Source organism: Streptomyces sp. NBC_00247 (genome assembly GCF_036188265.1).
Lineage (GTDB): Bacteria > Actinomycetota > Actinomycetes > Streptomycetales > Streptomycetaceae > Streptomyces.
This window is the reverse complement of record NZ_CP108093.1, coordinates 2,483,398-2,509,899: the sequence shown is the minus strand read 5'-3', so window position 1 is coordinate 2,509,899 and position 26,502 is coordinate 2,483,398. Positions and strand designations below refer to the sequence as shown.

At 73.6% G+C, this 26,502-nt stretch carries 17 protein-coding genes and 1 pseudogene; 11 read left to right on the top strand and 7 right to left on the bottom strand.

Translation table 11 applies throughout. The annotated features are described in order from the left end of the window. Positions 1–76: 76 nt before the first annotated feature. Together OHT52_RS10410 and OHT52_RS10405 are read right to left on the bottom strand one after the other, a co-directional pair. Complete coding sequence (locus OHT52_RS10410) at positions 77–793, bottom strand: hypothetical protein (RefSeq protein WP_328719852.1); 717 nt, start codon at positions 791–793, stop codon at positions 77–79. Between the two features lie 172 nt (positions 794–965). After that, on the bottom strand, positions 966–2,228 hold the full coding sequence (locus OHT52_RS10405; protein ID WP_328719851.1) for a nucleotide sugar dehydrogenase: 1,263 nt from the start codon (positions 2,226–2,228) through the stop codon (positions 966–968). Positions 2,229–2,596: 368 nt separating this feature from the next. Between OHT52_RS10405 and OHT52_RS10400 the strand changes: the two genes are divergently transcribed. The 6 genes from OHT52_RS10400 to OHT52_RS10375 all read left to right on the top strand — a co-directional run bounded on the left by OHT52_RS10400 (position 2,597) and on the right by OHT52_RS10375 (position 15,900). Then, on the top strand, positions 2,597–4,303 hold the full coding sequence (locus OHT52_RS10400) for a glycerol-3-phosphate dehydrogenase/oxidase (RefSeq protein ID WP_328719850.1): 1,707 nt from the start codon (positions 2,597–2,599) through the stop codon (positions 4,301–4,303). A 303-nt stretch (positions 4,304–4,606) separates the two neighbouring features. Then, entirely contained in the window at positions 4,607–6,667 is a 2,061-nt protein-coding gene (locus tag OHT52_RS10395) for a serine/threonine-protein kinase (protein WP_328719849.1), read from the top strand. Positions 6,668–6,902: 235 nt separating this feature from the next. After that, a complete protein-coding gene (locus OHT52_RS10390; protein WP_328719848.1) occupies positions 6,903–10,100 on the top strand; it encodes a protein kinase in 3,198 nt (1,065 codons plus the stop codon). 190 nt (positions 10,101–10,290) lie between these two features. Then, complete coding sequence (locus OHT52_RS10385) at positions 10,291–12,105, top strand: protein kinase domain-containing protein (protein WP_328723686.1); 1,815 nt, start codon at positions 10,291–10,293, stop codon at positions 12,103–12,105. Between the two features lie 204 nt (positions 12,106–12,309). After that, entirely contained in the window at positions 12,310–13,983 is a 1,674-nt protein-coding gene (locus OHT52_RS10380) for a succinic semialdehyde dehydrogenase (RefSeq protein ID WP_328719847.1), read from the top strand. Between the two features lie 78 nt (positions 13,984–14,061). Continuing rightward, a complete protein-coding gene (locus OHT52_RS10375) occupies positions 14,062–15,900 on the top strand; it encodes a GMC family oxidoreductase (RefSeq protein WP_328719846.1) in 1,839 nt (612 codons plus the stop codon). A gap of 494 nt (positions 15,901–16,394) precedes the next feature. Here OHT52_RS10375 and OHT52_RS10370 read toward each other — a convergent pair. After that, positions 16,395–16,694: pseudogene (locus OHT52_RS10370) on the bottom strand (chorismate mutase); the annotation flags it as partial. A 539-nt stretch (positions 16,695–17,233) separates the two neighbouring features. Between OHT52_RS10370 and guaA the strand changes: the two are divergent. Beyond that, positions 17,234–18,829 carry a glutamine-hydrolyzing GMP synthase gene (gene guaA, locus OHT52_RS10365; protein WP_328719845.1) on the top strand — a complete coding sequence of 532 codons (1,596 nt, stop codon included), beginning with the start codon at positions 17,234–17,236 and terminating at the stop codon, positions 18,827–18,829. 218 nt (positions 18,830–19,047) lie between these two features. Then, positions 19,048–20,316, top strand: coding sequence for a hypothetical protein (locus OHT52_RS10360; protein WP_328719844.1), 1,269 nt, complete (start codon positions 19,048–19,050; stop codon positions 20,314–20,316). Between the two features lie 5 nt (positions 20,317–20,321). On the opposite strand, the gene OHT52_RS10355 is transcribed toward OHT52_RS10360, so the two are convergent. Beyond that, a complete protein-coding gene (locus tag OHT52_RS10355; protein ID WP_328719843.1) occupies positions 20,322–20,834 on the bottom strand; it encodes a hypothetical protein in 513 nt (170 codons plus the stop codon). 232 nt (positions 20,835–21,066) lie between these two features. Between OHT52_RS10355 and OHT52_RS10350 the strand changes: the two genes are divergently transcribed. Continuing rightward, positions 21,067–21,582 (top strand): DoxX family protein, encoded by a 516-nt coding sequence (locus tag OHT52_RS10350; protein WP_328719842.1) that lies wholly within the window; start codon positions 21,067–21,069, stop codon positions 21,580–21,582. Here OHT52_RS10350 and OHT52_RS10345 read toward each other — a convergent pair. Both OHT52_RS10345 and OHT52_RS10340 read right to left on the bottom strand, forming a co-directional pair. Then, on the bottom strand, positions 21,489–21,752 hold the full coding sequence (locus OHT52_RS10345; RefSeq protein ID WP_328719841.1) for a hypothetical protein: 264 nt from the start codon (positions 21,750–21,752) through the stop codon (positions 21,489–21,491). The genes OHT52_RS10350 and OHT52_RS10345 overlap by 94 nt on opposite strands. After that, positions 21,739–23,175, bottom strand: a complete 1,437-nt coding sequence (locus OHT52_RS10340; RefSeq protein WP_328719840.1) for a PspC domain-containing protein — start codon at positions 23,173–23,175, stop codon at positions 21,739–21,741. Before OHT52_RS10340 ends, OHT52_RS10345 begins: the two co-directional genes overlap by 14 nt. A gap of 122 nt (positions 23,176–23,297) precedes the next feature. Between OHT52_RS10340 and OHT52_RS10335 the strand changes: the two genes are divergently transcribed. Both OHT52_RS10335 and OHT52_RS10330 read left to right on the top strand, forming a co-directional pair. Next, on the top strand, positions 23,298–24,593 hold the full coding sequence (locus OHT52_RS10335) for a PspC domain-containing protein (RefSeq protein WP_328719839.1): 1,296 nt from the start codon (positions 23,298–23,300) through the stop codon (positions 24,591–24,593). Then, on the top strand, positions 24,590–25,288 hold the full coding sequence (locus OHT52_RS10330) for a response regulator transcription factor (protein ID WP_328719838.1): 699 nt from the start codon (positions 24,590–24,592) through the stop codon (positions 25,286–25,288). The genes OHT52_RS10335 and OHT52_RS10330 overlap by 4 nt, the downstream gene beginning before the upstream one ends. Before the next feature lie 67 nt (positions 25,289–25,355). Here OHT52_RS10330 and OHT52_RS10325 read toward each other — a convergent pair whose 3' ends face one another. Next, on the bottom strand, positions 25,356–26,417 hold the full coding sequence (locus tag OHT52_RS10325) for a C40 family peptidase (RefSeq protein ID WP_328719837.1): 1,062 nt from the start codon (positions 26,415–26,417) through the stop codon (positions 25,356–25,358). Positions 26,418–26,502 lie beyond the last annotated feature (85 nt).

Below are 26,502 nucleotides of genomic sequence, written 5' to 3'. Positions count from 1 at the left end.
TCCCGTACCGAGCGTACGGAGAGGGGCCCGGTCACCACGTGGTGGCCGGGCCCCTCTCCGTACGTCCGCGGACGGGTCAGTCGGAGATCTTCTTGGCGGCGGAGAAGGCGGCGAACCCGGCGATCCCGAAGAAGAGGATGCTGATGAAGTCGGTGTCGGCCTTCCAGATCTCCTGGAGCACGCCCAGGTGCTGGAAGAACATCTCCGACACGGAGACCGGGAGCTGCTTCGAGGCCATGATCGCGTCGGCGAGCAGCTGGCCGAAGTAGACCGAGCCCAGCGCGAACACCACGGAGGCGAACGGCAGTACGGGGTTGCGGCCGCCGGTCTTGCCCGCGACCCAGCCGACGAGGAGACCGACGACGACCGCCGCGTAGACGAACTCGCGCTCGGTGGCGCCGGTGATACCGCCGTAGATCGCGCCGACGACGAGGGCGGTGCCGAAGGAAGCGAGCAGGCCGAGGGCCAGGTTGTTGCGGACCGGACCGGTGATCGGTGCGAACGGCACGCCGGGGAACTGACCCGGCTGACCGGGCTGCTGCGGGGCGAAGGGGTTGCCGGTGGGCGGCGCCATGGGCGCGCCGACGGGCGGTGCCATGGGCACGGGCGCGCCGGTGGGCGGCGGCACGGGCGCACCGACGGGCGCGCCGACCGGCGGCGGCACGGGCGCACCGGCCGGCGGTGCCGCCGGAGCCGGCGCCTGGGGCTGCTCGGCCGCGTAGGGGTTGCCCTCGACGGGCTGCCCGCCGGTGGGCGGCTGGGGTCGGCTGGGCGGCGGCACGGGCTGGCTCATGGTGAAGATCCCCCCTGGGACGGATGCGCGCACGACTGTGCGGCAGATACGCAACTCTGTGCGAAGGTGACGACGCAGGCTAGCAGTCACCTGCGACATCGCTCACCGTGATACCGCCCGCCCTCGCGCCCGTCCCCGCGCCCGTCCCCGCCCACGGGGCGGATCCCCTCCGTCACAGCCGGTGCGCGGCCCCCGCCGGAGTGGCCCCCCGGGTGTCGAGCAGCAGCTGCGCCTTCACCGCGAGGCCCTGGAGGTCGTACGTCCGGTGGTGCTGGAGGAGCAGCGTCAGGTCGGCGGCGGCAGCCGCCTCGTACAGCGAGTCGGCGCGGGGGACGGGGGCGTCGCGGACCCGCCAGTCCAGGACGTGCGGGTCGTGGTAGCCGATCTGGGCACCCAGGTCCATCAGCCGGCTCGCGATCTCGCGGGCCGGGGCCGCCTCCTGGTCGGCGCTGTCCGGCTTGTAGGTGACGCCGAGGAGGAGGATGCGGGCGCCGCGCACGGACTTGCCGTGCTCGTTCAGCAGGGTGGCGCTGCGCCGGATCACGTAGCTCGGCATGCGGTCGTTGATCTCCTGCGCCATGGACACCAGCCGCAGCGGCGGGCCGGGGGCGTGGCCGGGGTACGGGACGCCGCCGGGGTCCAGGGGGACGCCGTGGCCGCCGACCCCGGGGCCGGGGCGGAACGGCTGGAAGCCGAAGGGCTTGGTCTCCGCGCACCGGATGACGTCCCAGAGGTCGACGCCCAGCTCGTGGCAGAGCACCGCCATTTCGTTGACGAGGGCGATGTTCACGTGCCGGAAGTTGGTCTCCAGCACCTTCGTCATCTCGGCCTCGCGCGGGCCTCTGGCGCGTACCACCTTGTCCGTGAGCCGGCCGTAGAACGCGGCGGCGGACTCGGTGCAGGCGGGGGTGAGGCCGCCGATGACCTGGGGGGTGTTGGCGTGGGTGTGGGTGCGGTTGCCGGGGTCCAGACGGCCGGGGGAGCAGGCCAGGTGGAAGTCCCGTCCGGCGCGCAGCCCGGAGCCCTCTTCGAGCAGCCCGCGCAGGAAGTTCTCGGTGGTGCCCGGGGGTACGGCCGACTCCAGCAGCACCGTGGTGTGCGGGCGCAGCCGGGCGGCCAGGGCGCGGGCGGCGTCGCCGAGGGCGGTCAGGTCGACGGTGCGGTCGGCCCCGAGGGGGGTGGGGGAGCAGATCACCGCGGTGCGGACCCGGCCGAGTTCGGTGGCGTTGGTGGTGGGGCGGAAGCCCCGGGAGAGCATCCTGCGGACCTCGGAGGCGGTGAGCGATCCCTCGACCGGGGTGCGCCCCGCGCTGAGATCCGCGTACGGGCGGGGGTCGGTGTCGTAGCCGATGGTGTCGATACCGGCGGCGACCGCTGCCTGGGCGAGGGGCAGGCCGAGGTGGCCGAGGCCGATGACCGCGAGGTCTGCGGGCATTCGAGGGCCGTCCTTCCCTTGGGTCGTGTGGTGAAAGTCCCGCCCGCCCTCGGGGGACGGCGCTACTTTCACCACACGCCCTGGGGTCGTGAGGGCCGAAAGCGCAACCGCTGAGGGCCGTGCGAGGTCAGACTAGGCGTAAATATGACCTGCATGTCGCATTTATGTCGTATTCGATGATCGTTGTCGCGCGTGGCCGCGCACCGCCGGTACCCGGTCGTCCGGCCGCCGGCGGCGGCGTTGTCCACAGGCGGTGGCTGAAGTCGCCCGTCGCGGACAGAATCGGGAGGTGGGCACGTCCGGCCCGCCCGGACATCACCGGACACGTCGCCCGGTGCCCGACCACCCCGATCCACCGGGAGGCAGAGTTGAGGACATCGACACTGGGACCCGCCGAGCGCGCCGAGGCGCTCGCCGCGATGGCCGAACGCGAACTGGACGTTCTGGTCGTCGGGGCGGGCGTGGTCGGCGCCGGGACGGCGCTGGACGCCGCCACCAGAGGACTCGCCACCGGACTCGTCGAAGCACGCGACTGGGCCTCCGGCACCTCCAGCCGGTCCAGCAAGCTCATCCACGGCGGCCTGCGCTATCTGGAGATGCTCGACTTCGCCCTGGTCCGCGAGGCGCTCAAGGAACGCGGACTGCTGCTGGAACGCCTCGCACCCCACCTGGTGAAGCCCGTGCCGTTCCTCTATCCGCTCCAGCACAAGGGCTGGGAGCGGCTGTACGCGGGCTCCGGCGTCGCCCTCTACGACGCGATGTCCCTCTCCTCCGGACACGGCCGGGGGCTCCCCGCCCACCGCCACCTCTCCCGCCGCCACGCCCTGCGCGTGGCACCCGCGCTCCGCAAGGACGCCCTGGTCGGAGCCCTGCAGTACTACGACGCCCAGATGGACGACGCCCGCTACACCGCCACCCTGGTGCGCACCGCCGTCAGCTACGGCGCGCACGCGGCGAACCGCGCGCGGGTGTCCGGATTCCTCCGGGAGGGCGAACGCGTCGTCGGCGCCCTGGTCGAGGACGTCGAGACCGGCGGCCGGTACGAGGTCAGGGCCAAGCAGGTGGTGAACGCGACCGGTGTGTGGACCGACGACACCCAGGCGCTGATCGCCGAACGCGGACAGTTCCACGTCCGGGCCTCCAAGGGCATCCACCTCGTGGTGCCGAAGGACCGCATCCACTCCTCGACCGGGCTGATCCTGCGGACCGAGAAGTCCGTCCTCTTCGTCATCCCCTGGGGGCGCCACTGGATCGTCGGCACCACCGACACCGACTGGAGCCTCGACAAAGCCCACCCGGCGGCCTCCAGCGCCGACATCGACTACCTCCTCGAACACGTCAACACCGTGCTCGCCACCCCGCTGACCAGGGACGACGTCGAAGGCGTCTATGCCGGGCTGCGCCCGCTGCTGGCCGGCGAGTCCGACGCGACCAGCAAACTCTCCCGCGAGCACACGGTGGCGCACCCGGTGCCCGGCCTGGTCGTGGTGGCGGGCGGCAAGTACACGACGTACCGGGTCATGGCGAAGGACGCCGTGGACGAGGCCGTGCACGGGCTCGACCAGCGGGTCGCCGAGTGCGTCACGGAGGACGTGCCGCTGCTCGGCGCCGAGGGCTACCGCGCCCTGTGGAACGCCCGTGCCCGGATCGCCGCCTCCACCGGGCTGCACGTCGTCCGGGTCGAGCACCTGCTCAACCGGTACGGCTCGCTGGCCGAGGAACTCCTCGCGCTGATCGCGGAGAACCCCGCACTGGGCGAGCCGCTGCCCGCCGCCGACGACTACCTCGCGGCCGAGATCGTCTACGCGGCCTCGCACGAGGGCGCCCGCCACCTGGACGACGTCCTCACCCGGCGGACCCGGATCTCCATCGAGACCTTCGACCGGGGTACCCTCAGCGCCCGCGTCTGCGCGGAGCTGATGGCCCCGGTGCTGGGCTGGGACGCGGACAGGGTCGACCGTGAGGTCGAGCACTACGAGAAGCGGGTCGAGGCCGAACGGGAGTCGCAGCGCCAGCCCGACGACCTGACCGCCGACGCGGCGCGGCTCGGAGCACCGGACATCGTGCCCATCTGACGGGGCGTCGCGCGACGGAGCCGGAGGCGGTACGGGCCCGCGCGCACGGCCCGCCCGAGGCATGGCCGGGCGCCGAGGGGGAACCCGTCGGCAGGGGCACCGCCGGGCCGGCGGTGCCCGGACGAAGCCGCGGCGGGGCGGCCGAAGGGCTCCGGCGCCGTGGGTACCGGGGCCCGGAGAGCCGTATGCCGGAGCCCTTGTCCGGCCCCCACCGGGGCCGACCCCGGACCCGGGACCAGAACCGGTCCCGGGGTGAGGGACAATGAACGCTCTGCCAGGGCGGGTTGATCGCAGAGGGGACGCATGTCGGAGGCGGAGCAGGCAAACGGGCCCCAACGGGACACCGAGGGACGTCTTCTCGCGGGACGGTACCGGCTCGGGAAGGTGCTCGGGCGAGGCGGTATGGGTACCGTCTGGAGCGCCGACGACGAGACGCTGGGCCGCACGGTGGCGGTGAAGGAACTCCGGTTCCCCACGGCCATCGACGAGGACGAGAAGCGACGCCTGATCACGCGCACGCTGCGCGAGGCGAAGGCGATCGCACGCATCCGCAACACCAGCGCGGTCACCGTGTTCGACGTGGTGGACGAGGACGACCGCCCGTGGATCGTCATGGAGCTCATCGAGGGCAAGTCCCTCGCCGAAGTCATCCGTGAGGACGGCACCCTGACGCCCCGCCGGGCGGCCGAGGTCGGACTGGCCATTCTCGACGTACTGCGCTCCGCGCACCGCGAGGGCATCCTGCACCGGGACGTGAAGCCGTCCAACGTGCTGATATCCCAGGAAGGCCGAGTGGTCCTCACCGACTTCGGCATCGCCCAGGTCGAGGGCGATCCCTCGGTGACCTCCACGGGCATGCTCGTCGGCGCACCCTCGTACATCTCGCCGGAGCGCGCCCGCGGACACAAGCCCGGACCCCCCGCCGACCTCTGGTCCCTCGGCGGTCTGCTCTACGCGAGCGTGGAAGGAAGCCCCCCGTACGACAAGGGCTCGGCCATCGCCACGCTGACGGCCGTGATGACCGAACCGCTCGACCCGCCGAAGAACGCGGGTCCGCTGAAGGACGTCATCTACGGCCTCCTCACCCGCGACCCCGAGCAGCGGCTCGACGACGCCGGTGCGCGGGCCCTGCTCACCGCGGTCGTCAACGCACCTGAGCGGCCGGCCGCCCCGCCCGCCGACGCCACCCAGGTCATGGCCGTACCCACCGGGGTGGGCCCGTCCCCCGCGGACGGGACCAAGCCGGCGGGCGACGCGGCGACGCCCGCGTCCTCGCGTACCGGCGAGGGGACCCGGGACCGGCTGCGCGGCGCCCTGCGTGCCACGCGGAACTCGAAGGCCGCCGCGGCCGCGGCGGCTGCCGGGGCTTCGAGCGCCTCCTCCGCCACCCCGGCCGGCCCTCCCGCCAAGCCCGCCGCCGCTCCGGCCGCCGGCTCCGGGCCCGCCGCCACCGCCGCGACCCCGGCCACGCCGGTCGCCCCGGGGGCCGCCACGGCCTCGGCGTCCGGCGGACTGCCGCCGCGCGGCCCCGGCGCGTCCACCCGCGCCTCGCTCACCGACGTGGTGCCGCGCCGGACCCTGGCGGTCATCGCCGGGATCGTGGTACTCGCCGTCGTCGGCACGGTGCTCGCGCTCAGCCTCGGCGGGGACGACACGGGCGGCAAGGACACCGGCGGGCAGTCGAGCGCGGCCGGATCCACCGGCGGGGCCGACGCCTCCGGGAAGGACAAGGACACCGGCAAGGAGGGCACCCAGGGGCAGGGGAACTCCGACGGCTCCGCGAGTCCGTCCACGGCCGGCACCCCCTCGGGGTCCGCCGCTTCGCCCGGCGGCACCGGGAGCGGCGAGGACGACGGGGGCAAGGACGACGACGGCGGCAAGGACGACAAGGGCGGCGACGCACTGCCGCAGGGGTACAAGACCGTCACCGACAGCCGTTTCCACTTCACCATGGCGATGCCCGGGTCCTACGGGCTCACCGCCATCGCGGGCACCAACTCGGGCGGCATCTACAACGCGTCGAAGGGCTCTTTCCCGCGCGTCCAGGTCGACTACAACAACTCTCCCGGCAGGGACGCCGCCGCGGCATGGACCGCGGCCGTCGCGGGGGTGAGCGCCGCGAGCAACGACTACAAGCACATCGGCATCAAGAAGGTCGAGTACAACGGCTACCCGACCGTCGCGGACTGGGAGTTCGAGCGCACGCAGAACGGCGAGCGGGTCCACGTCCTCAACCGGGGTTTCCGGGCCGACTCCACGCACGGTTACTCGATCATGGTGAGCTGCCCGGCCGGGGAGTGGAACAAGGACGAGTGCCGCACCCTGCGCCAGACGGCGTTCGCCACGTTCGCACCCAAGGACTGACGCCCGCCGGTGACCGCCCCCGGCGGGCGGTCACCGCACCGGTCGGCGAAGGCCGCACCCGGCCCGTACCGCCCGGGTTGCGTGACCCGGACACGCCGTCGCGTCCGGCCACGTATCGTAAGAGGCTGAGAACCGTAAGCAGCTGTGACGGCGTGTCTTATGTACGCGCATGACCGTGATGTGACGGGCCGCGCGGATCTCGTGACCGGGGGACCGTGCGCTCTGGGGAGGCGTCGTGGACGACTACGCGGGTCGGGTGCTCGCCGACCGCTACCGCCTTCCGCTGCCGCCGAACGACGCCTACGAACTTCTCGAAACCCGGGCCTTCGACACCTACAGCGGCCAGGAGGTCCTGGTCCGGCAGGTGCCGCTCCCCGAGGTCGTCGACGCCGAGGTGCTCGACGGTGACGGCCGGCCGTCACCCGTGCGCCGGGCCACCGGCCGGGCGGTACGCCGTTCCTCGGACCCGGCGGTGCGCCGCGCGATAGAGGCCGCGCAGGCCGCCGCCCAGGTCCCGGACCACCCGCGACTGGACCAGGTCTTCGACGTGTTCGCCGAGGCGGGTTCGCTCTGGATCGTGAGCGAGCTGGTCCCCGCGCGTCCTCTCGCCGCGCTGCTGGCCGAACGCCCCCTCAGCCCCTACCGCGCCGCCGAGATCGGCTCCGACGTGCTCACCGCCCTGCGGGTGCTGCACGCGCACGGCTGGACCCACCGCAACATCACCGTACGGACGGTGCTGGTCTGCGACGACGGCCGGGTGATGCTGACCGGCCTCGCGGCGGGCGCCGCCGAGGAAGCGCTCTGCGGGTACGTCACCGTGCCCCGGCCCGACCTGGACGAACCGGAACTCCCGCCCCGCCTGCACGAGGCCGAGGACGAGCACGGCGACACACACGGCGACGCGCACGGCGGCGACGACGGACACCTCCGCGAGAGCGGATACGAGGACGACGGACACCTCCGCGAGAGCGGATACGAGGGGGAGGCCGACGGCAGCGGGGACGGCGGTGACGGCGGCCGTCGATTCGCCGGGTACGCCCCCGCGCCGCCCGCCGCGCTTCCGCCCGCGCTGCCCGCCGCACCCGCCCCGTACGCGCCGCGGCCGGAGCCCTTCGACCCGTACACCGACCGGGACCCGTCCACCGGCCAGGACCCGTACACCGACCGGGACCCGTACACCGACCGTCCGGAGTACGCCCCGCGACCCGAGTCCCGCGACCCCTATGCGAAGGGCGCCCAGGCGTACCCCGGCGCCCACCACCCGGGCCCGGACGCGCCGCCGGAGGGCGGTGGGCACGAACTGGTGCCACGCCCGGCGGCACCCCCCGTCCCGCAGCGCCGGCTCCCGGGCCCGGAGACGCCGCCCGCTGCCCCGCCGCCGCCCGTCGACCCCGCCGCCGCGACCGCCGCCCAGCTGCGGGCCGCCCGCGCCGGGGCGATAGCGGCCTACCGGGCGGGCGCCCTCGCGGCCTCGGCCCGCGTCACCGAGGAACAGCAGCGCGCCGAGGAGCAGCGCCGGGCCGAGGAGGAACGACTCGCGGACGAGCAGCGCCGGGCCGAGGAGGAACGGCTCGCGGACGAGCAGCGCCGGGCCGAGGAGGAACGGCTCGCGGACGAGCAGCGCCGGGCCGAGGCCGTGGACGGGCCGGGGCTGCTGCCGCCTCCGCGTCCCGCCGCCGGTGCGCTGCCGCCGCTGCCCAGCGGCTGGGGCCGCTCGTCCGCCGACCTCTACCCGGACCGGTACGACGAGGAGGACGACGAGGAGGACGACGACCCGGAGGACCCGGGTCCGGCCGCACCGGGCCGCCGCGTTCACCTGGCCGGTTCCTGGGAGGACGGCGACCCGGGTCGTCCCGTGCCCGCAGGCGGTTCCGGCGCCGACGCCCTGCGGGCCGACACCCGGCGCGAGGTGCTGCCCGCCGCCCGGTCCGGGGCCGCCGTCGAACGTGTTCCCGCCGGCAGCTGGGACGCCGTCGTCGCCGCCGGTGACCAGGGCCCCGTCTACCGGGGGCCCGCCACCCCGCTCGCCGCCGAACGCGCCCGCCAGGCCCGTATCGCCGTCGTCGGAGCCGTCACCGAGCGGTGGGCGCCCGAACAGGCCGGGCCGGTCCACGAGAACTGGCAACTCGCCCCGCCCATCGGTCCGTCCACCGATCTCTGGGCGCTGGGCGCGCTGCTCTACCGCGCCGTCCAGGGGCACGCGCCCTACCCGGAGGAGAACGCCGCCGAGCTCGTCCAGATGGTGTGCGGGGAGCCGCCCGCCTTCGCGGAGGAGAGCGGTCCGCTGCGGCCGGTCGTGGAGTCGTTGCTGCGCCAGGACCCCGCCGAACGGCCCGACTTCGAGGAGCTGCGCGGCTGGCTGCGCTCCCTCATCCGGTCCGCCCCGGAGCCCGAGGCGGGCTCGGACGTCGTACCGCTCCCCGCCGACGACGCCACCAAACTGCCCATCGTCCGCCGCAAGGGCGAACTCGTCCGCAGGCGCCGGGGCCGCTTCCGTTCCGCCTCGCAGGGCCGGCACCGCCAGTCCGCCCACGGCGGTCAGGGCGGCGGCCAGGCCGAGGGCGGGCTGGAGTCCTTGGGGCTGCACGCCTACCCGGAGGCCGACGAGCGGGCGTACCAGGAGCCCCCTCAGCAACACACGTACCACCAGCCTCAGGAGACGCAGGGGCGCAAGCCCCCGCGTGGTCCGCGCGAACCCAAGGTGCTCCGGGACACCGGCGACAGGCCGCCGCGCCGCCTCGGCCGGCTGCTCCTGGTGCTCGTGCTGCTGGCGCTGGCCGGTGCCGTGGTCTACGCGATGCTGTTCATGCCGAAGAACGACGACGCCACCCGTACGGGCGCCGCTCCCACCCCGGCGGCCACCGACTCCGCGACCCCGGCCGGCTCCCGGCCGCCCGCGGAGAAGCCGTCCCCGTCCGGCAAGACCACGGAAGCGCCCGGTACCCAGGACCCGCAGACGAGCCGGTCCGCCGTCGCGCTCCCGCCGGGGTACACGCTCCGCAAGGACCCGGAAGGGTTCGAGGTGGGCGTGTTGAAGGACTGGCAGCGCAGCCCGGCCAACACGGACGGGCAGATTCGCTACGGCAGCGACGGGTTCAGCCTGCTCGTCGTGCCGGGCCGGGACACCGTGCAGGCCAACGGCTCCGATCCGCTGGCGTACCAGCGCGACAAGGAGGCGGAGTTGCAGCCGTTCCGCGACTCCTCCTGGGCCACGGCCACCGGGCTCCGCCGGGTCGACGTCGGCCGGCAGGCCATGGCCGAGGGGCAGTACACCTGGCAGGACGGCAACGGCCGTGAGGTGTACGTCCGCAACCTCGCGATGATCGTCGACGGCCGGTACCACGTCATCCAGGTCATCGGCCCGGTCAACGAGCGTGACCAGGTCTCCAGCATCTACCAGCAGGTCATCTCCTCGTACAAGGTGACCTCCTGACGGTCCGGAATGTTCCGGTACGGCGCCGTCCGGGGTCATCACAGTGCGGTCTCATGGGCGGTGCGAGGTTCCCCGCCTCCGGGCCCCTCCGTAACCTGGCACCTGAGGAACGGGGCGGGGACGACACGTGGATCACTCATCGAACAGCGGCAGGCGTACCGACAGGGTCGCCGCGACGGCGCCGGGACTGGTGCTCGCGGGGCGGTACCGGCTGGTGGACGTACTGGGCCGGGGCGGCATGGGCAAGGTGTGGCGGGCCGAGGACGAACTGCTCCACCGCACGGTCGCCGTCAAGGAGCTGACCGCGGGGCTGTACGTCGCGGAGGCCGACCGGGTCGTGCTGCACGCCCGTACCCGCAAGGAGGCGCGCGCCGCCGCCCGCATCAGCCACCCCGGGGTGGTCACCGTCCACGACGTGCTGGAGCACGACGACCGCCCGTGGATCGTCATGCAGTTCGTCGACGGGCCGTCACTCGCCGACTCCGCCAAGGAGAACGGCGAGGTCACCCCGCACGAGGCGGCGCGTATCGGGCTCGGGGTGCTCGGCGCGCTGGGTGCCGCGCACGCGGCGGGGGTACTGCACCGGGACGTCAAGCCCGGCAACGTCCTGCTCGCCCGCAACGGCCAGATCCTCCTCACCGATTTCGGCATCGCCGCCATCGAGGGCGACTCGACCATCACCCGGACCGGCGAACTCATCGGGTCCATCGACTATCTGGCGCCCGAGCGGGTGCAGGGCCACGACCCCGGTCCCGCGTCCGACCTCTGGTCGCTCGGCGCCACGCTGTTCGCGGCGATCGACGGCCGCTCGCCGTTCCGTCGCTCGTCCCCCATCGCGACCATGCAGGCGGTCGTCACCGACGAACCGTCGATCCCCGCGTCGGCGGGCACCCTCGGTCCGGTGATCGCCGCCCTGCTGTGCAAGGACCCGGCGGGCCGGCCCTCGGCCGTCGAGACCGAGCGGATGCTGCGGTCCGTGCTGACCGGCCGCGAACCGCGGACCGCGCAGGTGTACGTGGACACACGGCACTACCCGGGCGGGACGCGGAGCGACACGAACCCGCCGCCGGCCGGTGGGACCGTGACCGGGCAGGGCCCCGTCACCGGACCGACCGTGCCGGTGGAACCCCGGCACGGGCAGGCTCCGCCCGGCCACGGTCACGGTGCCCCGGCCGGGCAGCCGGTGACGGCGTCGCCCGCACCCGGCTTCGGCGCCCCCACGCCCCCGGCCGGCTTCCCGTACGGAACGCCGCCGGGCGGCACCACCGCGGCGACCGGACCGAAGGCAGGATCGCGGCGGCGCCGCAACACGGTGGTGGCCGTGGTGGTCGCGGCGGTGCTCGGTACCGGGGCCGGACTGGGCGCGATGCACTACGCCGGTACCGGCTCGGACGACGACGCCGCACCGCCCTCGCCCACCGTCACCGCGGGGGAGTCCGCCACCGCGCGCCCCTCGGACGAGGCCGCCGACCCTTCGGTGGACCCCTCCGGCACCGCCGCTTCGCCGACCGCCGGGTCCGGCGGGACGGCGGGCTCCGCGATACCGGCGGGCTGGAAGCGGGTGCAGGACCCGGCCGGCTTCACGCTCGCCGTACCGGAGGGCTGGGAGCGCCGGACGGAGGGCACCCAGATCGACTACACCCCGGACGAGGGCGGGCACCGCATCCGCATCAGCATCGACGACGCACCCGACTTCGACACCCCGTACGCCCACATGCTCAACATGGAGGGGAAGCTCGTGGACCGGCTGCCCGGGTACGCGCGCGTCTCGCTGGAGGAGAACACCTTCCGCGACTACCCCGGCTCGCTGTGGGATTTCACCTGGACGGAGACGAAGGACCATCCGGGGGAGCGGCGCGGCATCGACCAGATGTACTTCGGCGGGGACACCGGCGGTCCGGAGTACGCGCTCTACCTGACCGCCCCGGTGGACGACTGGGACGACACCCGGCAGCTGTTCGACACCATGCTGAGGAGCTGGCGCCCGCCCGTCGGGACCGGGTGACCCGCGCGCGGCCGGTGCGGCGGGAGGCGGGCGCGGGGCCGGGGCCCGCGTCGCGCCCCCATCGGCCCGATCACGTGGTGCCGGACGGGTAACCGCGCTGATCAGCGGTTACGTCGCCAGTGATCACTGGCCGGGTGTGGGGAGTGTGAAAAGGCTGTTACCCACGGGTACCCAAAGTCGTCCGGTGGACTTACCCTCGCCCTCATGACGGACTCGCAGGCAGCGGACACGAAGGCAGCGGACTCGCAGGCGGCGGACACGGACGCGGCCGACTCGCAGGCGGCCCCGGCCGCCGGGACCAACCCGGTGGCGGCGGCCCCGGCGGGCGTACGCACGGCGGCCGACGTGGTCACCCCCGACCTGGTCGCCCGGCTGGTCCGCGGTGTCGTCGGCTCGGGACGGACCGCCAACCACACCCCGATCACCGGCGAGAAGCTGGCCGACCTGCCGGAGTCCACCCCCGAGGACGTGGCGACCGCCTTCGAACGGGCCCGCGCCGCCCAGCCCGTCTGGGCCGCCACCCCCGTACGCACCCGGGCCGCCGTGCTGCTCCGCTTCCACGACCTGGTGCTCCAGCGCCAGGCCGAGGTGCTCGACCTCATCCAGCTGGAGACCGGCAAGGCCCGGCTGCACGCCCACGAGGAGGTGCAGGCCGTCGCCGTCGCCTCCCGCCACTACGGGCGCAAGGCGCCCGCGTACCTGCGCCCGAAGCGGCACACCGGGGTCGTACCGACGCTGACCAAGGTCACCGAGCTGCGCCAACCGCGCGGGGTCGTCGGCCAGATCGCCCCGTGGAACTACCCGCTGGAACTCTCCGTCGGCGACGCGCTGCCCGCCTTCGTCTCCGGCAACGCCGTCGTGATGAAGCCCGACACCGAGACCGCGCTGACCGCCCTCTGGGCCCGTGACCTTCTGATCGAGGCCGGACTGCCCGCCGAGGTCTTCCAGGTGGTGCTCGGCGAGGGCCCGGTCGTCGGCCCCGAGGTCGTCCAGCGCGCGGACTACGTCTCCTTCACCGGCTCCACCCGAACCGGCCGCGAGGTCGCCCAGGGCGCGGCGGCCCGGCTGGTCGGCGTCTCGCTGGAGCTCGGCGGCAAGAACCCCATGCTGGTGCTGGCCGACGCCGACGTGGAGAAGGCCGCCGCCGGTGCCGTCCGCGCCTGCTTCTCCTCCGCGGGGCAGCTCTGCATCTCCATCGAGCGGCTGTACGTCCACGAGTCCGTCGCCGACGACTTCGTGGCCCGCTTCGCCGCGCGGACCAAGGCGATGCGGCTCGGCGGCTCCCTCGCGTACGGCGCGGACATGGGTTCGCTCGCCGGGGAACGCCAGCTGGAGGCCGTCGTCCGGCACGTGGACGAGGCCGTCGCCAAGGGTGCCACCCTCGTCGCGGGCGGGAAGGCACGCCCCGACATCGGCCCGCTCTTCTACGAGCCGACCATCCTCGAAGGCGTCGAGGCGCCCATGGAGGTCTGCGCCCAGGAGACCTTCGGCCCGGTCGTCTCGGTCTACCGCTTCACCGACGAGGACGAGGCGATCGCCCTCGCCAACGCCACCCCCTACGGCCTCAACGCCAGCGTCTGGACCAAGGACTCCCGGCGCGGCCACCGGGTCGCCGCCCGGCTGAACACCGGCACGGTCAACATCAACGAGGGGTACGCCCCCGCCTACGGCAGCGTGCAGTCCCCGATGGGCGGCATGAAGGACTCCGGGCTGGGCCGACGGCACGGCTCCGAGGGAATCCTCAAGTACACCGAGGCACAGACCGTCGCCCAGCAGCGGCTGATCCCGCTCGCCCCGGCCTTCGGGATGGACGACGAGAAGTACGCGGCGTTCATGAGCCGCAGCCTCAAGGCGATGAAGGCGTTCCGGCTGCGCTGATCGCGCGCGGCCGTCCGTGACGACCCCAGCAGGTTCCACCGAGGTCCGCGAGACATCGCGACGAGAACGAGGAGAGCCATGCCCGAGGACAGCGCTGCCCGCCATCGGGCCGACGGCGTCGACACCGCCTCCGAAACCGCCTTCGACTACGACGTCCTGGTCGTCGGCTCGGGCTTCGGCGGCGCGGTATCGGCGCTCCGGCTGACCGAGAAGGGGTACCGGGTCGGGGTGCTGGAGGCGGGCCGCCGCTTCACCCCGGGGACGCTGCCCAGGAACTCCTGGGACCTGAGGAACTACCTCTGGGCCCCCGCCCTCGGCCTCTACGGCATCCAGCGGGTGCACCTCCTCGGCAAGGTCATGGTGCTGGCCGGAGCCGGCGTCGGCGGTGGCTCGCTGAACTACGCGAACACGCTGTACGTGCCGCCGGCCGCGTTCTTCGAGGACCGCCAGTGGGCGGGCATCACCAACTGGCAGGACGAGCTGCGGCCTTACTACGACCAGGCCACCCGGATGCTCGGGGTACGGCTCAACCCGACGACGACCCCCTCCGACGTCCACCTCAAGGCGACCGCCGAGGCGATGGGCGTCGGCGACACCTTCCACCTGGCACCCGTCGGGGTGTTCTTCGGCGACGGCCGGGACGCCGACGGCACGGCGAAGGCGGAGCCCGGCGGCACGGTCGCCGACCCGTACTTCGGCGGCGCCGGGCCCGCCCGGAAGGCCTGCACCGAATGCGGCGAGTGCATGACCGGCTGCCGCCACGGAGCGAAGAACACCCTCACCGAGAACTACCTCCACCTCGCCGAGAAGGCCGGGGCCGTCATCCACCCGATGACGACCGTGCTCTCCGTCACCGAGGACCCGGACGGCCCGGAACACGGCCACCGGGTCGAGACCGTTCCCACCGACCGCCGCCGCAAGGCCGCGCCCCGCACGCTCCGGGCCCGGTACGTGATCGTCGCGGCGGGCACGTACGGCACCCAGACGCTGCTGCACCGGATGAAGGACGAGGGGCGGCTGCCCCGGCTCTCGGACCGGCTCGGCGAGCTGACCCGTACCAACTCCGAGGGGCTGGTCGGCGCGCAGACCAGCGACCGCCGCTACCGCCGCACGCACGGCACCAAGCCCGACTTCACCAAGGGCGTCGCGATCACGTCCTCGATCCACCCGGACGCCAGCACCCACATCGAGCCGGTCCGCTACGGCAAGGGCTCCAACGCCATGGGCGGCCTCACCATCCTCCAGGTGCCGTTCGCGCGCCGGCGGGTGCTCGCCTGGGTCGGCAAGGTCATCAGGCACCCCACGATCGCGGCCCGCTCGCTCTCCAACCGCAAGTGGTCCGAGCGGACCATCATCGGGCTCGTCATGCAGTCGCTCGACAACTCGCTGACCGCCTACCGCAAGCCCAGCGGCATCGGAAAGGGCCTGCTCACCGCCCGGCAGGGCCACGGGGCACCGAACCCGACCCAGATCGCCGAGGCCACACAGGCCGCCTCGCTGCTCGCGGCGGAGATCAACGGCTTCGCCGGGTCCAACATCGGCGAGCTGATGGGCACCCCGCTCACCGCGCACTTCCTCGGTGGCTGCCCGATCGGGGCGAGCACGGCGGAGGGCGTCATCGACCCGTACCACCGGCTGCACGGCCACCCCGGGATCTCGGTGGTGGACGGCTCGGCGGTCTCCGCCAACCTGGGCGTCAACCCGTCGCTGACGATCACCGCGCAGGCCGAGCGCGCCATGTCGTTCTGGCCCAACAAGGGCGAGGTGGACCCGCGACCGGCCCAGAGTCAGGCGTACGAGCGGCTGACCCCGGTGAAGCCCGTCGCGCCGGTGGTGCCCGAGGAGGCGTTCGGCGCGCTGAAACTGCCGTTCCTGGGCATCCCGGCCGTACCACCGAAGCCGGCGCCGAAGACCTGAGGGCGGGACGTACGGAGAAAGCGGTGGGGGCCGGCCCCGGGTGTCCCCGGAGCCGGCCCCCACACGGGTGACCGGACTGCTGTCCCCTGCCGACCGGTCACCCAGGGCTGTCCCGCGATTCCTGGCGGGTGCGCGACGACGGCCACGGCACCTCGCCGCGTTGTCGGAACGTCCCGCTCCATCCCGTATGCGGACGCCCCTGCGCCTTGCGACGCACCACATCCGACGCCGCGCACCGATCCACCACGAAGTGCGGGACGACCCTGACGCCGGGACGCGGTCCCACGACGCACCTGAGATACGTCACACGTCCGAGCGGAGCCACGCGCGCTTTCCTGCCGACGCCGCCCCTGGTTGGCACGGACACCCCGAACAACGAAGACCGGCCGGGGCCGGACACGCTCCGTACGGGTGAGACGGAGACCGAACGGGGGTGCGGCCGTACAGCCCTGGGCGCGGCGGAGCGCCCGCGCGCACTTTGCCGCGCGCCGGGTTCACACCTGGCCGCGACAGAGCTCCAGCAGCGTCATCGCGAGCGGGGTACCGGGCTTCCCGAGCGCGTCCCGGAAGTGGCTGAGCACCTCCATCTCGCGGGAGAGGTTCACCCGGCGGCCCCCGGACGTGATCCTCGCCTCCTGGATGACCGCCGACACCGCCATCCGCTCCTGCACCAGTCCGATGATCCGATCGTCCAAGGCGTCGATCCGTGTCCGGGCGCCGCCGATCAGCGCGGCGGCCTCCTCGGTGCGCGCCCCGGTCACCTCCGTCGCGGTCTTCGCGGTCGTCGAGGTCTTCGCGGCCCCAACGGTCCCAACGGTCCCAGCGGTCCCAACGGTCCCAGCGGTCCCAGCGGTCCCAACGGTCTCAGCGGTCTTCGCGGTCTTCGCGGGCTGCGGGCTTCCGGCGGCGGGGGCGGCGGGCCCGGTGGCCGTCGTGGAGGAGGTGGCGGCGGGGGTGGTGGCGATGCTCATGGTCGGACTCCTGATCGGGATGTCGGGGTACGGGCCCCGGGCCGACAGCCCCTCGAACGCCAAGACGCCCCGGGCCTGTCGGCCCGGGGCGTCTGGAAGGTCGCTCGTCAGTTGCTCAAGCAGCACGACTATGACACCCGGCGGGCCGGATGTCATAGGTAAAGACGTGGATCGTGTGCTGACGCATGGAGTCAGTATGGACCCGCCCGGTCCGCCGCCCCACGGGGGCCCGGATGGTGAGACGGCGGCGGCGGAACGGGACGGTCCGGTGGGACGGCGGCGGAACGGGGACGAGGGAGGCGTCTTCGCCGCGGCCGGTAACATTGAAGGACCGACCCCTCTCACCGCCGGAAGGCCGCCTCGTGCCAGCAGCACCCCCCGCCGCCCCCGACATGACCACCGACGTGGTTCTCGTCGTCGACTTCGGCGCGCAGTACGCCCAGCTCATCGCCCGCCGCGTCCGTGAGGCCCGGGTCTACAGCGAGATCGTCCCGTCCACCATGCCGGTGGCCGAGATGCTGGCGAAGAACCCCCGCGCGATCATCCTGTCCGGCGGCCCGTCCTCGGTGTACGCGGAGGGCGCGCCCTCGATCGACCGCTCGCTGTTCGAGGCCGGGGTGCCGGTCTTCGGCATGTGCTACGGCTTCCAGCTGATGGCGACCACGCTCGGCGGCACCGTCGACGACAACGGTGCCCGCGAGTACGGCCGTACCCCGCTCACCGTCACGAAGTCGGGCTCCACCCTCTTCGAGGGCACCCCCGACGAGCAGGCCGTCTGGATGTCGCACGGCGACGCCTGCTCCGCCGCTCCCGAGGGCTTCACCGTGACCGCGTCCACCGACGTCGTCCCGGTCGCCGCCTTCGAGAACGACGAGAAGAAGCTCTACGGCGTCCAGTACCACCCGGAGGTCATGCACTCGACCCACGGGCAGCAGATCCTGGAGCACTTCCTCTACCGCGGCGCGGGCATCGAGCCGACCTGGACGACCACCAACGTCGTCGAGGAACAGGTCGCTCTCATCCGCGAGCAGGTCGGCACCAAGCGCGCCATCTGCGGCCTCTCCGGCGGCGTGGACTCCGCGGTCGCCGCGGCCCTCGTGCAGAAGGCCATCGGCTCCCAGCTCACCTGCGTCTACGTCGACCACGGTCTGATGCGCAAGGGCGAGACCGAGCAGGTCGAGAAGGACTTCGTGGCCGCCACCGGCGTCCAGCTGAAGGTCGTCGACGCCGAGAAGCGCTTCCTCGACGCGCTCGCCGGAGTCTCCGACCCGGAGCAGAAGCGGAAGATCATCGGCCGCGAGTTCATCCGCGTCTTCGAGCAGGCCCAGGCGGAGATCATCGCCGAGGGCGCGGCCGACGGCGAGCAGGTCGCCTTCCTCGTGCAGGGCACCCTCTACCCGGACGTCGTCGAGTCCGGCGGCGGCACCGGCACCGCCAACATCAAGTCGCACCACAACGTCGGCGGTCTCCCCGACGACATCGAGTTCGAGCTGATCGAGCCGCTGCGCCAGCTGTTCAAGGACGAGGTCCGGATGGTCGGCCAGGAGCTCGGCCTGCCGGAGGAGATCGTCCAGCGCCAGCCGTTCCCCGGTCCCGGCCTGGGCATCCGCATCGTCGGCGACGTCACCAAGGAGCGCCTCGACCTGCTGCGCGAGGCCGACGCCATCGCCCGCGAGGAGCTGACGGCCGCCGGTCTCGACCGAGAGATCTGGCAGTGCCCGGTGGTCCTCCTCGCCGACGTCCGCTCGGTCGGCGTCCAGGGCGACGGCCGCACCTACGGTCACCCGATCGTGCTGCGCCCGGTGTCCTCCGAGGACGCCATGACGGCCGACTGGTCGCGCCTGCCGTACGAGACGCTGGCGAAGATCTCCACCCGCATCACCAACGAGGTCGCCGACGTCAACCGCGTCGTCCTCGACGTGACGAGCAAGCCGCCGGGGACCATCGAGTGGGAGTGATCCTCCCCGCGAACCCCTGACGATGCCGCCGTTCTCCCCCGTGGGAGCGGCGGCATCGCCGTGTCCGGGCCCGTCCGCCGGGAGCACGCCGGGGCACAGGTGCGCGAAACGGGGCCGCCGGGCCGCCCCGATGCGGTCCGAAGGCGTCCGGTACGGCACAATTCACAAAAAACGTAAGTGAGTTGGCTGTACCGGGGCGGGAAAGGGCGGCACGGGTCGTGGCGTTGGACGAGGCGAGGGCAAGCGGGACGCACGGCGGGGGCTGTACGTGCGGCGACTGCCCGCACGGGGCACGCGAAGGACACCGGCGCGCGGTCGCCGCCTTCCTCGCCAAACGGGACGAACTCGCCGCCGGGAAGGGGCTGCCCGCCGGGGTGCGGCAGTCGCCTTCGGCCTCCCGCCAGTGGGTCTCCGACGAGCTGACCGGCGCCGCCCGGGCGGTCGCCGACCGCGGCCGGGATGCCGGCGACGCCTGGTTCCACCTGGTACGGCTGCGGACCCTGGCCGTCATCGCGGTCGCGCTCGTCGCGCTCGTCCTCGGCGAGACCGCCACCGCGATCGGCGCCGGCTGGTCCACCGCCCGTACCGCCGGGCTGATCGCCGGGCTCGTCACCGCCGTGCTGCTGGCCGTCGCCGCGTCGTACCACCGGGCGCGCGGCGGTCTGCTCGCCCCGCTCATCGGCGAGGACAACCGGCTCTCCACCTCGCGGACCGTCGCCGCCTGCTGGGTGCTTCTCGCCGTCTTCGCCGTCCTGGTGCTCTCCCTCCAGCTGGCCGGGGCTTCCGACCACGAGGAGCGGGACGCGCTCATCGAGGGGCTGGACCTGACGCGCTCGGCGGGGGTGCTGACGGTGCTGGCGCTGGTGTGCGCCGTCGCCGTCGTCGTCCGCCGGGTCGTCTCCGTGCGCGTACTGGCGCAGCGGCTCCAGAAGATCCGGGCCGACCGGCCGCGCGCCGCCGACCTGCTGACCGACGACTCCGGCCGCGGCAGCTTCACGGACGTGAGTTACGTGCTGGTCAACGGCGTCGCGGTGCTCTTCGCGGCGGTCCGCCTCGCCCGTCGGCCCGAGCAGCTCCCGGACCTGCCGTGGGGGCTCGCGCTGCTGGTGGCGGTCTCGGCGGCGACCTACTTCGCGGGGAAGTACGCGGAGGGCGGCCGGCCGGTGGTCCTCTCCGTCGTCCGGGCCCGCGAGGCCGGCGACCTGGACGCCCCGATCCGTACCGGCGACGACATCGAGATCCGGGGCGCCGGCTTCGTACCGCCCGGCGCGGGCGGCCCGGCCGGACTGGCCCGGCTCGTCGTCCGGATAGGGACGGTCCACGTCCACGTCCCGCTGATCCCCGTCAGCGGCGGATTCGCCAACCCGACCGACACGGTCCTCACCGTGCCCGTGCCGGTGGAGGTCGAACCCGGCTCGGTGGACGTCCAGGTGGTGACGGCCGCCGGGGTGGAGACCAACAGCTGCCGGATCGACGTGACGGACTGACCCGCTCAGAACACGGGTGCGGCCATGAAGGTCGTGAAGACCGATCCGCCGAGGATCAGCCACAGCAGGACCGCGCTGGTCAGCAGAGAGCGCGCGGCGGGGACGGCGGCCGGGCGGTCGCGGAGCGAGGCGACGACGCATCCGCAGGCGACGCAGACGACCGGCAGTCCGAAGAACAGCAGGGCGGTGCGCTGCAGGGCGAGCTTCGTCTCGTGGTTGCCCTGCCAGTCGGTGACGCTCTTGTTCCGGATCGCCTCTTCGGCGTAGTACCAGAACCCGAGGAACAGCGGGGTCAGCAGCACGGCGCTCACCACGAGGAGAACGACGAGCGTGCGTCCTCGGGACGGGAGGTCCGTGCCGTCCGGGTGGTCCGCGCCCGCGGGGGAGCCCGCGTCCTCGGGGGAGTTCGCGGCCTTCGCGTAGGCCGCGTCCACCGCTGCAGCCGCGTCCTCCGGGGCGGTCGGGGAAACCCCCGGGGCGGTCCGGGAGTGCTCCGGGGGGTGCTGGGCGTCGGTCATACGGGCATCCTCGGCGAGCGGGCCGGTGCTCCGCCACCCGTGTATCGCGTACGGGGACGGACGGGTGCGGGTTCGTGACACGGACCCGCCGCACGGTGTCCGGTCCGCCCGATGTGCGCCGGTGTGCACGCCCCCGTACGCGTGGCGTGCGCCGGAAGCCACCCTCTGCCCCCACGTACGTGTGTTCTTACGTATGGTCTGTTGACGGGGCAACGGAAAGGTGGGGCAGTTCATGCAGGGCCACGGAAGCAACGGTTACGGACGCGTTCCCGGCGAACCCAAAGGGCTGAGGGAGCAGGCGCGCACCTACGCGCTGCTGCCGCTGCGCGTCTTCCTCGGCGTCACCTTCGTCTACGCCGGACTCGACAAGCTGACGGACAGCGCGTTCCTGTCGTCCAGCGGCGCGGGTTCGATCGGCGACCAGATGCGCGGTGTACGCGACTCCGCCGGCGCACCCTGGCTCGTCGACCTGGCGCTGCACGGTCCGGTCGGCTTCGGGTACGCCATCGCACTCGGCGAGCTCGCCGTCGGCATCGGCACCCTGTTCGGGCTCTGGGGCCGGCTCGCGGCGCTCGGCGGCGCGCTGATCTCGCTGAGCCTCTGGCTCACCGTCAGCTGGCAGGCCACCCCGTACTACTACGGCAACGACCTCGTCTACCTCATGGCCTGGCTGCCGTTGCTGCTCGCCGGATCGGGCCCCTTCTCGCTGGACAGGCTCCTGCCGCCGCGCCGCCGCCGGAGCCTGTAGGCGACCTGGGCGGCCACGGCGGCGAGGAAGAGCCCGCCGCCCAGCACCGCGACGAAGAACACCCACGGCGCCTGCCAGGCACCGGCCCAGTCGGCCGCGTACCCCCCCGAGAGGGCCAGCAGGGTCAGGCCGAGGACCGCGCGGCCCGGCCGGAACTCATGAAGCAGCACGGGTGACCTCCACCTGTCCGAGACCGACTTCCAGGCGCAGCTCGATCGTGCCGGCCAGGTCCGCGCCCTCCGGGGGCGCGAGTGTGCGGGTGGTCCGCCGGTCCGGGGCGATGTCGATGTCCTGGCCGGCCGGATCGCCGGGCAGGGTCACGTCCCCGAGCCCCACCTCGGCCCGGACCCGGACCGTCGCGTCCTGCGGGACGACCACCACCACGCGCCCGGCCCCCGCCTCCACCCGGGTGGCGAGGGTGGTCCCCAGCGGGACGTCCAGACCGGACAGGTCGAGCCGGGCGGTACCCGCCCCGATGTCGTACGAGGGCTCCAGGGCGGCGGCGGTGACGGGACGCCACTCGGTCCGCGCCCAGGTCGTCCCGATGTCCCTCGGCAGCACGGTCGCCGCGGCGAGAACCCCCGCGACGAGCAGCGCGAACACCAGCGTCCCGAAACCGGTCCGCCCGAAGAACGAGGCGACCAGCAGCCCCACCCCGAGGACCGCGAGCGCCGCGACGGCCCCGATCTGCAGGCTCTCGCCCAGCGGGTGCCTGCCCCAGCCGGGCCAGGCCGCCGCCACCCCCGCGACGATCGCCAGGAACCGCACCAGGAACCCGATCGAGTGCGGCCCGTGCGTCTTCTCCCGCGGATCGGTGGCGACGGGCGGTACGTACTTCCCGTGCGGGTGCCCCGGATGCTTCCGGTGCGGCCCGTGCCCGCCGTGCTTCCGGCGTGCCTCGTCCGCGTCGGCCGCCTCGTCCGCGGGGCGGGGCACCGCGTCCGCCGGGCCCCACAGATAACCCGGGCCCACCGGTCCGGTCGTGCCGTCCTTGACGATCGGGTCCCGCCACCACGAGGGACCGGCCGGCGCCGGGGGCGCCTTGACCTCGGGAGGCACCGAGCCCCGTCCGGAGGGCGGCGGGGCCGGGGCGGTGCGGGGCGCGGACGGTGCGGGTTCCCGGTCGGCCCGGTCGGGCTCCTCGTCCGTCGCGGCCGGCCGGCCGTGCCGCGTCCACACCGAGAACCCGGCGACGGCCAGCATCAGCAGTACGGCGAACGCCAGGACCCCGCCGTTGTTGATCATCGAGAGGAAGAGCCCGCAGCCGACCAGCGCGAGGAGCAGCGCCACCAGCGACGCACCCTCCACCCGGCCGGAGAGCAGCCTGCGGAACTCGTTCTCCTCCTCGCCGTCCACCGGGAGCAGCAGCCACGCGAAGCCGTAGAGGATCAGCCCGGTGCCGCCGGCGACGGCGAGGACACCGAGGACCACGCGGAAGATGACCGGGTCCACGTCGAAGTACCGGCCGAGACCGCCGCACACCCCCGCCACCACCTTCTGCCGGGGGCTCCGCGTCAGCTGCGGTTTCGGTGCGCCCGCCGGGGCGCCGGGGGGTGCCTCGCCGGGGGGTGCGGCGGACGGGGAAGCGGTCATGACTCCATGGTGACGGCCCCGGGGCGCCCGGGGCACCCACGGCGACCCTGGCCCTCCCCTGATATTGGAGTAGGGGCACTCCCTGATGCCCCGGCGCACCCGGACGTGTGACGATCGGTCCCATGCCAACCGCCACGTCCCGAGCCGCCGGCGCACCGGTCACCGACCCGGAGGAGCCACCGGCGCGCAAGCTGTACCGCAGCGCCGAGGGGCGCATGCTGGGCGGCGTCGCGCGCGGGCTGGCCGGACACCTCGGGCTGCCGGTCGTCTGGGTGCGCCTCGTCTTCCTCGGACTGTTCCTCGCGGACGGCCTCGGCGCGGTGCTCTACGCGGTGTTCTGGATCGTGGTGCCCCTCGGCGTCGGCGGCGTCGGTGGCGTCGACGGCTCGCGCTCCCTCTTCGAGACGGCCCCGGACGGCAGCCGCCGGCTCCGCAAGCCCGACAAGGGACAGGTCTTCGCCCTCGTCGCGCTCATCGTCGGCGCCCTGATCTTCCTCGCCAACGTGAACATGGGCAGCGGCGCCGACCGCTACATCTGGCCCATCCTCCTCATCGGCGCCGGCTCCGTGCTGGTCTGGCGGCAGGCCGACAACGCCCGCCGCGCCCAGTGGATGGAGGTGGGCCGCCGGCGGGGCATGCTGCACCTCGCGCGCGGGCTCGCCGGGGTGGCACTCGTCGGCCTCGGCCTCGCCGCGTTCCTGGTGGTACGCGGCTCGGCCGCCCAGCTCGGCAACGTCCTCACCGCCGCCATCGCGGTCCTCACCGGCATCGCGCTGCTCGCCGGCCCCTATCTCGTACGGATGACCCAGGACCTCTCCGAGGAGCGCCTGATGCGTATCCGTGCCCAGGAGCGCGCCGAGGTCGCGGCCCACGTCCACGACTCGGTGCTGCACACCCTCACCCTGATCCAGCGCAACGCCGAGGACGCCGGAGAGGTCCGCAGGCTGGCCCGCGCCCAGGAGCGCGAGCTGCGGAACTGGCTCTACGACCCCGGCGGCACCGGAAAGGACGCGGACGACGAACCCACCACCCTCGCCGACGCCGTGAAACGCGCCGCAGCCGAGGTCGAGGACAAGCACGGCGTCCCGCTGGAGGTCGTCGTGGTCGGCGACTGCCCGCTGGACGAGAAGATCACCGCCCAGCTCCAGGCCGCGCGCGAGGCGATGGTGAACGCCGCCAAGTACGGTGGCGAGGGCGGCGCGGTCCAGGTCTTCGCGGAGGTCGAGGGCCGGACGGTCTTCGTCTCCGTACGCGACCGGGGCCCCGGGTTCGACCTGGATTCGGTCCCCGAGGACCGCATGGGCGTACGAGAATCGATCGTCGGCCGGATGCGGCGCAACGGCGGTACGGCCCGGCTCAGGTCGGTGCCCGGCGGCGGCACGGAAGTCGAGCTGGAGATGGAGAGGGCGGGCGAATGACCGAGAACACCGAAGTGACGACCCAGGGACCGGAGCGCCGGGTACGGGTCGTCCTCGTGGACGACCACCGGATGTTCCGCACCGGCGTCCAGGCCGAGATCGGCCGCACCGAGGAGACCGGCGTGGAGGTCGTCGGCGAGGCCGCCGACGTCGACCAGGCCGTCACCGTCATCACGGCGACCCGCCCCGAGGTCGTCCTCCTCGACGTCCACCTCCCCGGCGGCGGCGGGGTCGAGGTGCTGCGCCGCTGCGCGCCGATGATGTCGGCCGCCGACAACCCGGTCCGCTTCCTCGCGCTCTCCGTCTCCGACGCGGCCGAGGACGTCATCGGGGTCATCCGGGGCGGCGCCCGGGGCTACGTCACCAAGACGATCACCGGCGCCGACCTGGTCGACTCCGTCTTCCGGGTCCAGGAGGGCGACGCGGTCTTCTCGCCCCGCCTGGCCGGCTTCGTCCTGGACGCCTTCGCCTCCACGGACGCCCCTCCGGTGGACGAGGACCTCGACCGGCTCACCCAGCGCGAGCGCGAGGTACTGCGGCTGATCGCCCGGGGATACGCGTACAAGGAGATCGCCAAGCAGCTCTTCATCTCGGTGAAGACGGTGGAGTCGCACGTGTCGGCGGTGCTCCGCAAGCTCCAGCTGTCGAACCGGCACGAACTGACCCGCTGGGCGACCGCCCGCCGCCTGGTCTGACGCCGGTCACGGTCACGGCCGCGACCGGCGGCCCGGTGGGCGGCCCGGGCCCGGGTTCCCGTCGTCGTCACGCCACCCGGGTCGCCCCCGCGAACGGCATCTCGTCGATCGGGGCGATCCGGACGGGCGCTCCCGGGCGTGGGGCGTGGATCATCTTGCCGTCGCCGACGTAGAGGCCGACATGGCTGATCCCGGAGTAGAAGAACACCAGGTCGCCGGGGGCGAGCTGGGACCGGGAGACCCGCTGCCCCGCGTTGATCTGGGTGTAGGTGGTGCGGGGCAACGAGACGCCCGCCGCCTGCCAGGCGGCCTGGGTGAGGCCGGAACAGTCGTACGCGGACGGGCCGGTCGCGCCCCAGACGTACGGCTTGCCGAGCGCCCCGTACGCGAAGGCGACGGCCTCGGCGGCGCGGGAGTTCGGGGCCACGACCGGGCCGGGCGCACCGCTCGCGGCGCCGGCGCCCACGGTGGTGGCGCCGGTCGAGTCCTCGTAGGCGGCGCGTTCGGCGGCGGTGAGGGTGTGCAGCAGCTTCCGGGCGTCCGCGAGGCTGCTGGTGATCTCCTTCTTGTGGCGCGCGAGTTCGGCCTCGCGGGCGGCGAGCACGGCGGACTCGTCCTCCGCGCGGGCCCGGACCTGGTCGATCCCGGTGATCTGGCGCCGGATGCCGCTGATGGCCCCGGCCTGGCGGTCGCCCGCCATCTCGACGTACGAGGAGCGCTCCAGGTACTGGTCGGGGTCGGAGGTGAGCAGCAGCTGGAGAGCGGGGTCCAGTCCTCCCGAGCGGTACTGCGCGGAGGCGAGCGAACCGAGCGCGTGCCGGGATTCGTTGAGGAGGTCCGTGCGGCGGGCGGCCTCGTCGCGCAGCGCCTCCACGGACCGGGCGGCGTCGCCGGCCTTCTCCTTGGCCCCGTTGTACCGCTCGGTGGCGGCCTCGGCGTCCCGGTAGAGCTGGTCCACCTCGGACTTGACCTGGGCCGCGGTGAGGCGGGGCTCCGCCTGGGCGGAACCGGTCGCGGCGGTCGCGGTGGCCGCCCCGGCGAGTGCCAGAGCGGCGGCGGAGCGGGCAGCAGAGCCGGTGAAGAGGCGCTGCTTGGGCTTGCGGTGAGCAGATTTCCGGTGCGCGGCCACGAGGGCTGCATCCTTCCTGTCGGCTGCCCGCCCGGGGGTGTACCGGCGGGGCCCGGCGGACCCCGGCGGCGCGCGCCACATGGGG

Coding starts and splice junctions, on each gene's coding strand:
- OHT52_RS10340 (WP_328719840.1), bottom strand. CDS start 23,175: ATGACCGCTTCCCCGTCCGCCGCACCCCCCGGCGAGGCACCCCCCGGC.
- OHT52_RS10410 (WP_328719852.1), bottom strand. CDS start 793: ATGAGCCAGCCCGTGCCGCCGCCCAGCCGACCCCAGCCGCCCACCGGC.
- OHT52_RS10350 (WP_328719842.1), top strand. CDS start 21,067: ATGCAGGGCCACGGAAGCAACGGTTACGGACGCGTTCCCGGCGAACCC.
- OHT52_RS10375 (WP_328719846.1), top strand. CDS start 14,062: ATGCCCGAGGACAGCGCTGCCCGCCATCGGGCCGACGGCGTCGACACC.
- OHT52_RS10380 (WP_328719847.1), top strand. CDS start 12,310: ATGACGGACTCGCAGGCAGCGGACACGAAGGCAGCGGACTCGCAGGCG.
- OHT52_RS10330 (WP_328719838.1), top strand. CDS start 24,590: ATGACCGAGAACACCGAAGTGACGACCCAGGGACCGGAGCGCCGGGTA.
- OHT52_RS10395 (WP_328719849.1), top strand. CDS start 4,607: ATGTCGGAGGCGGAGCAGGCAAACGGGCCCCAACGGGACACCGAGGGA.
- OHT52_RS10405 (WP_328719851.1), bottom strand. CDS start 2,228: ATGCCCGCAGACCTCGCGGTCATCGGCCTCGGCCACCTCGGCCTGCCC.
- OHT52_RS10335 (WP_328719839.1), top strand. CDS start 23,298: ATGCCAACCGCCACGTCCCGAGCCGCCGGCGCACCGGTCACCGACCCG.
- OHT52_RS10355 (WP_328719843.1), bottom strand. CDS start 20,834: ATGACCGACGCCCAGCACCCCCCGGAGCACTCCCGGACCGCCCCGGGG.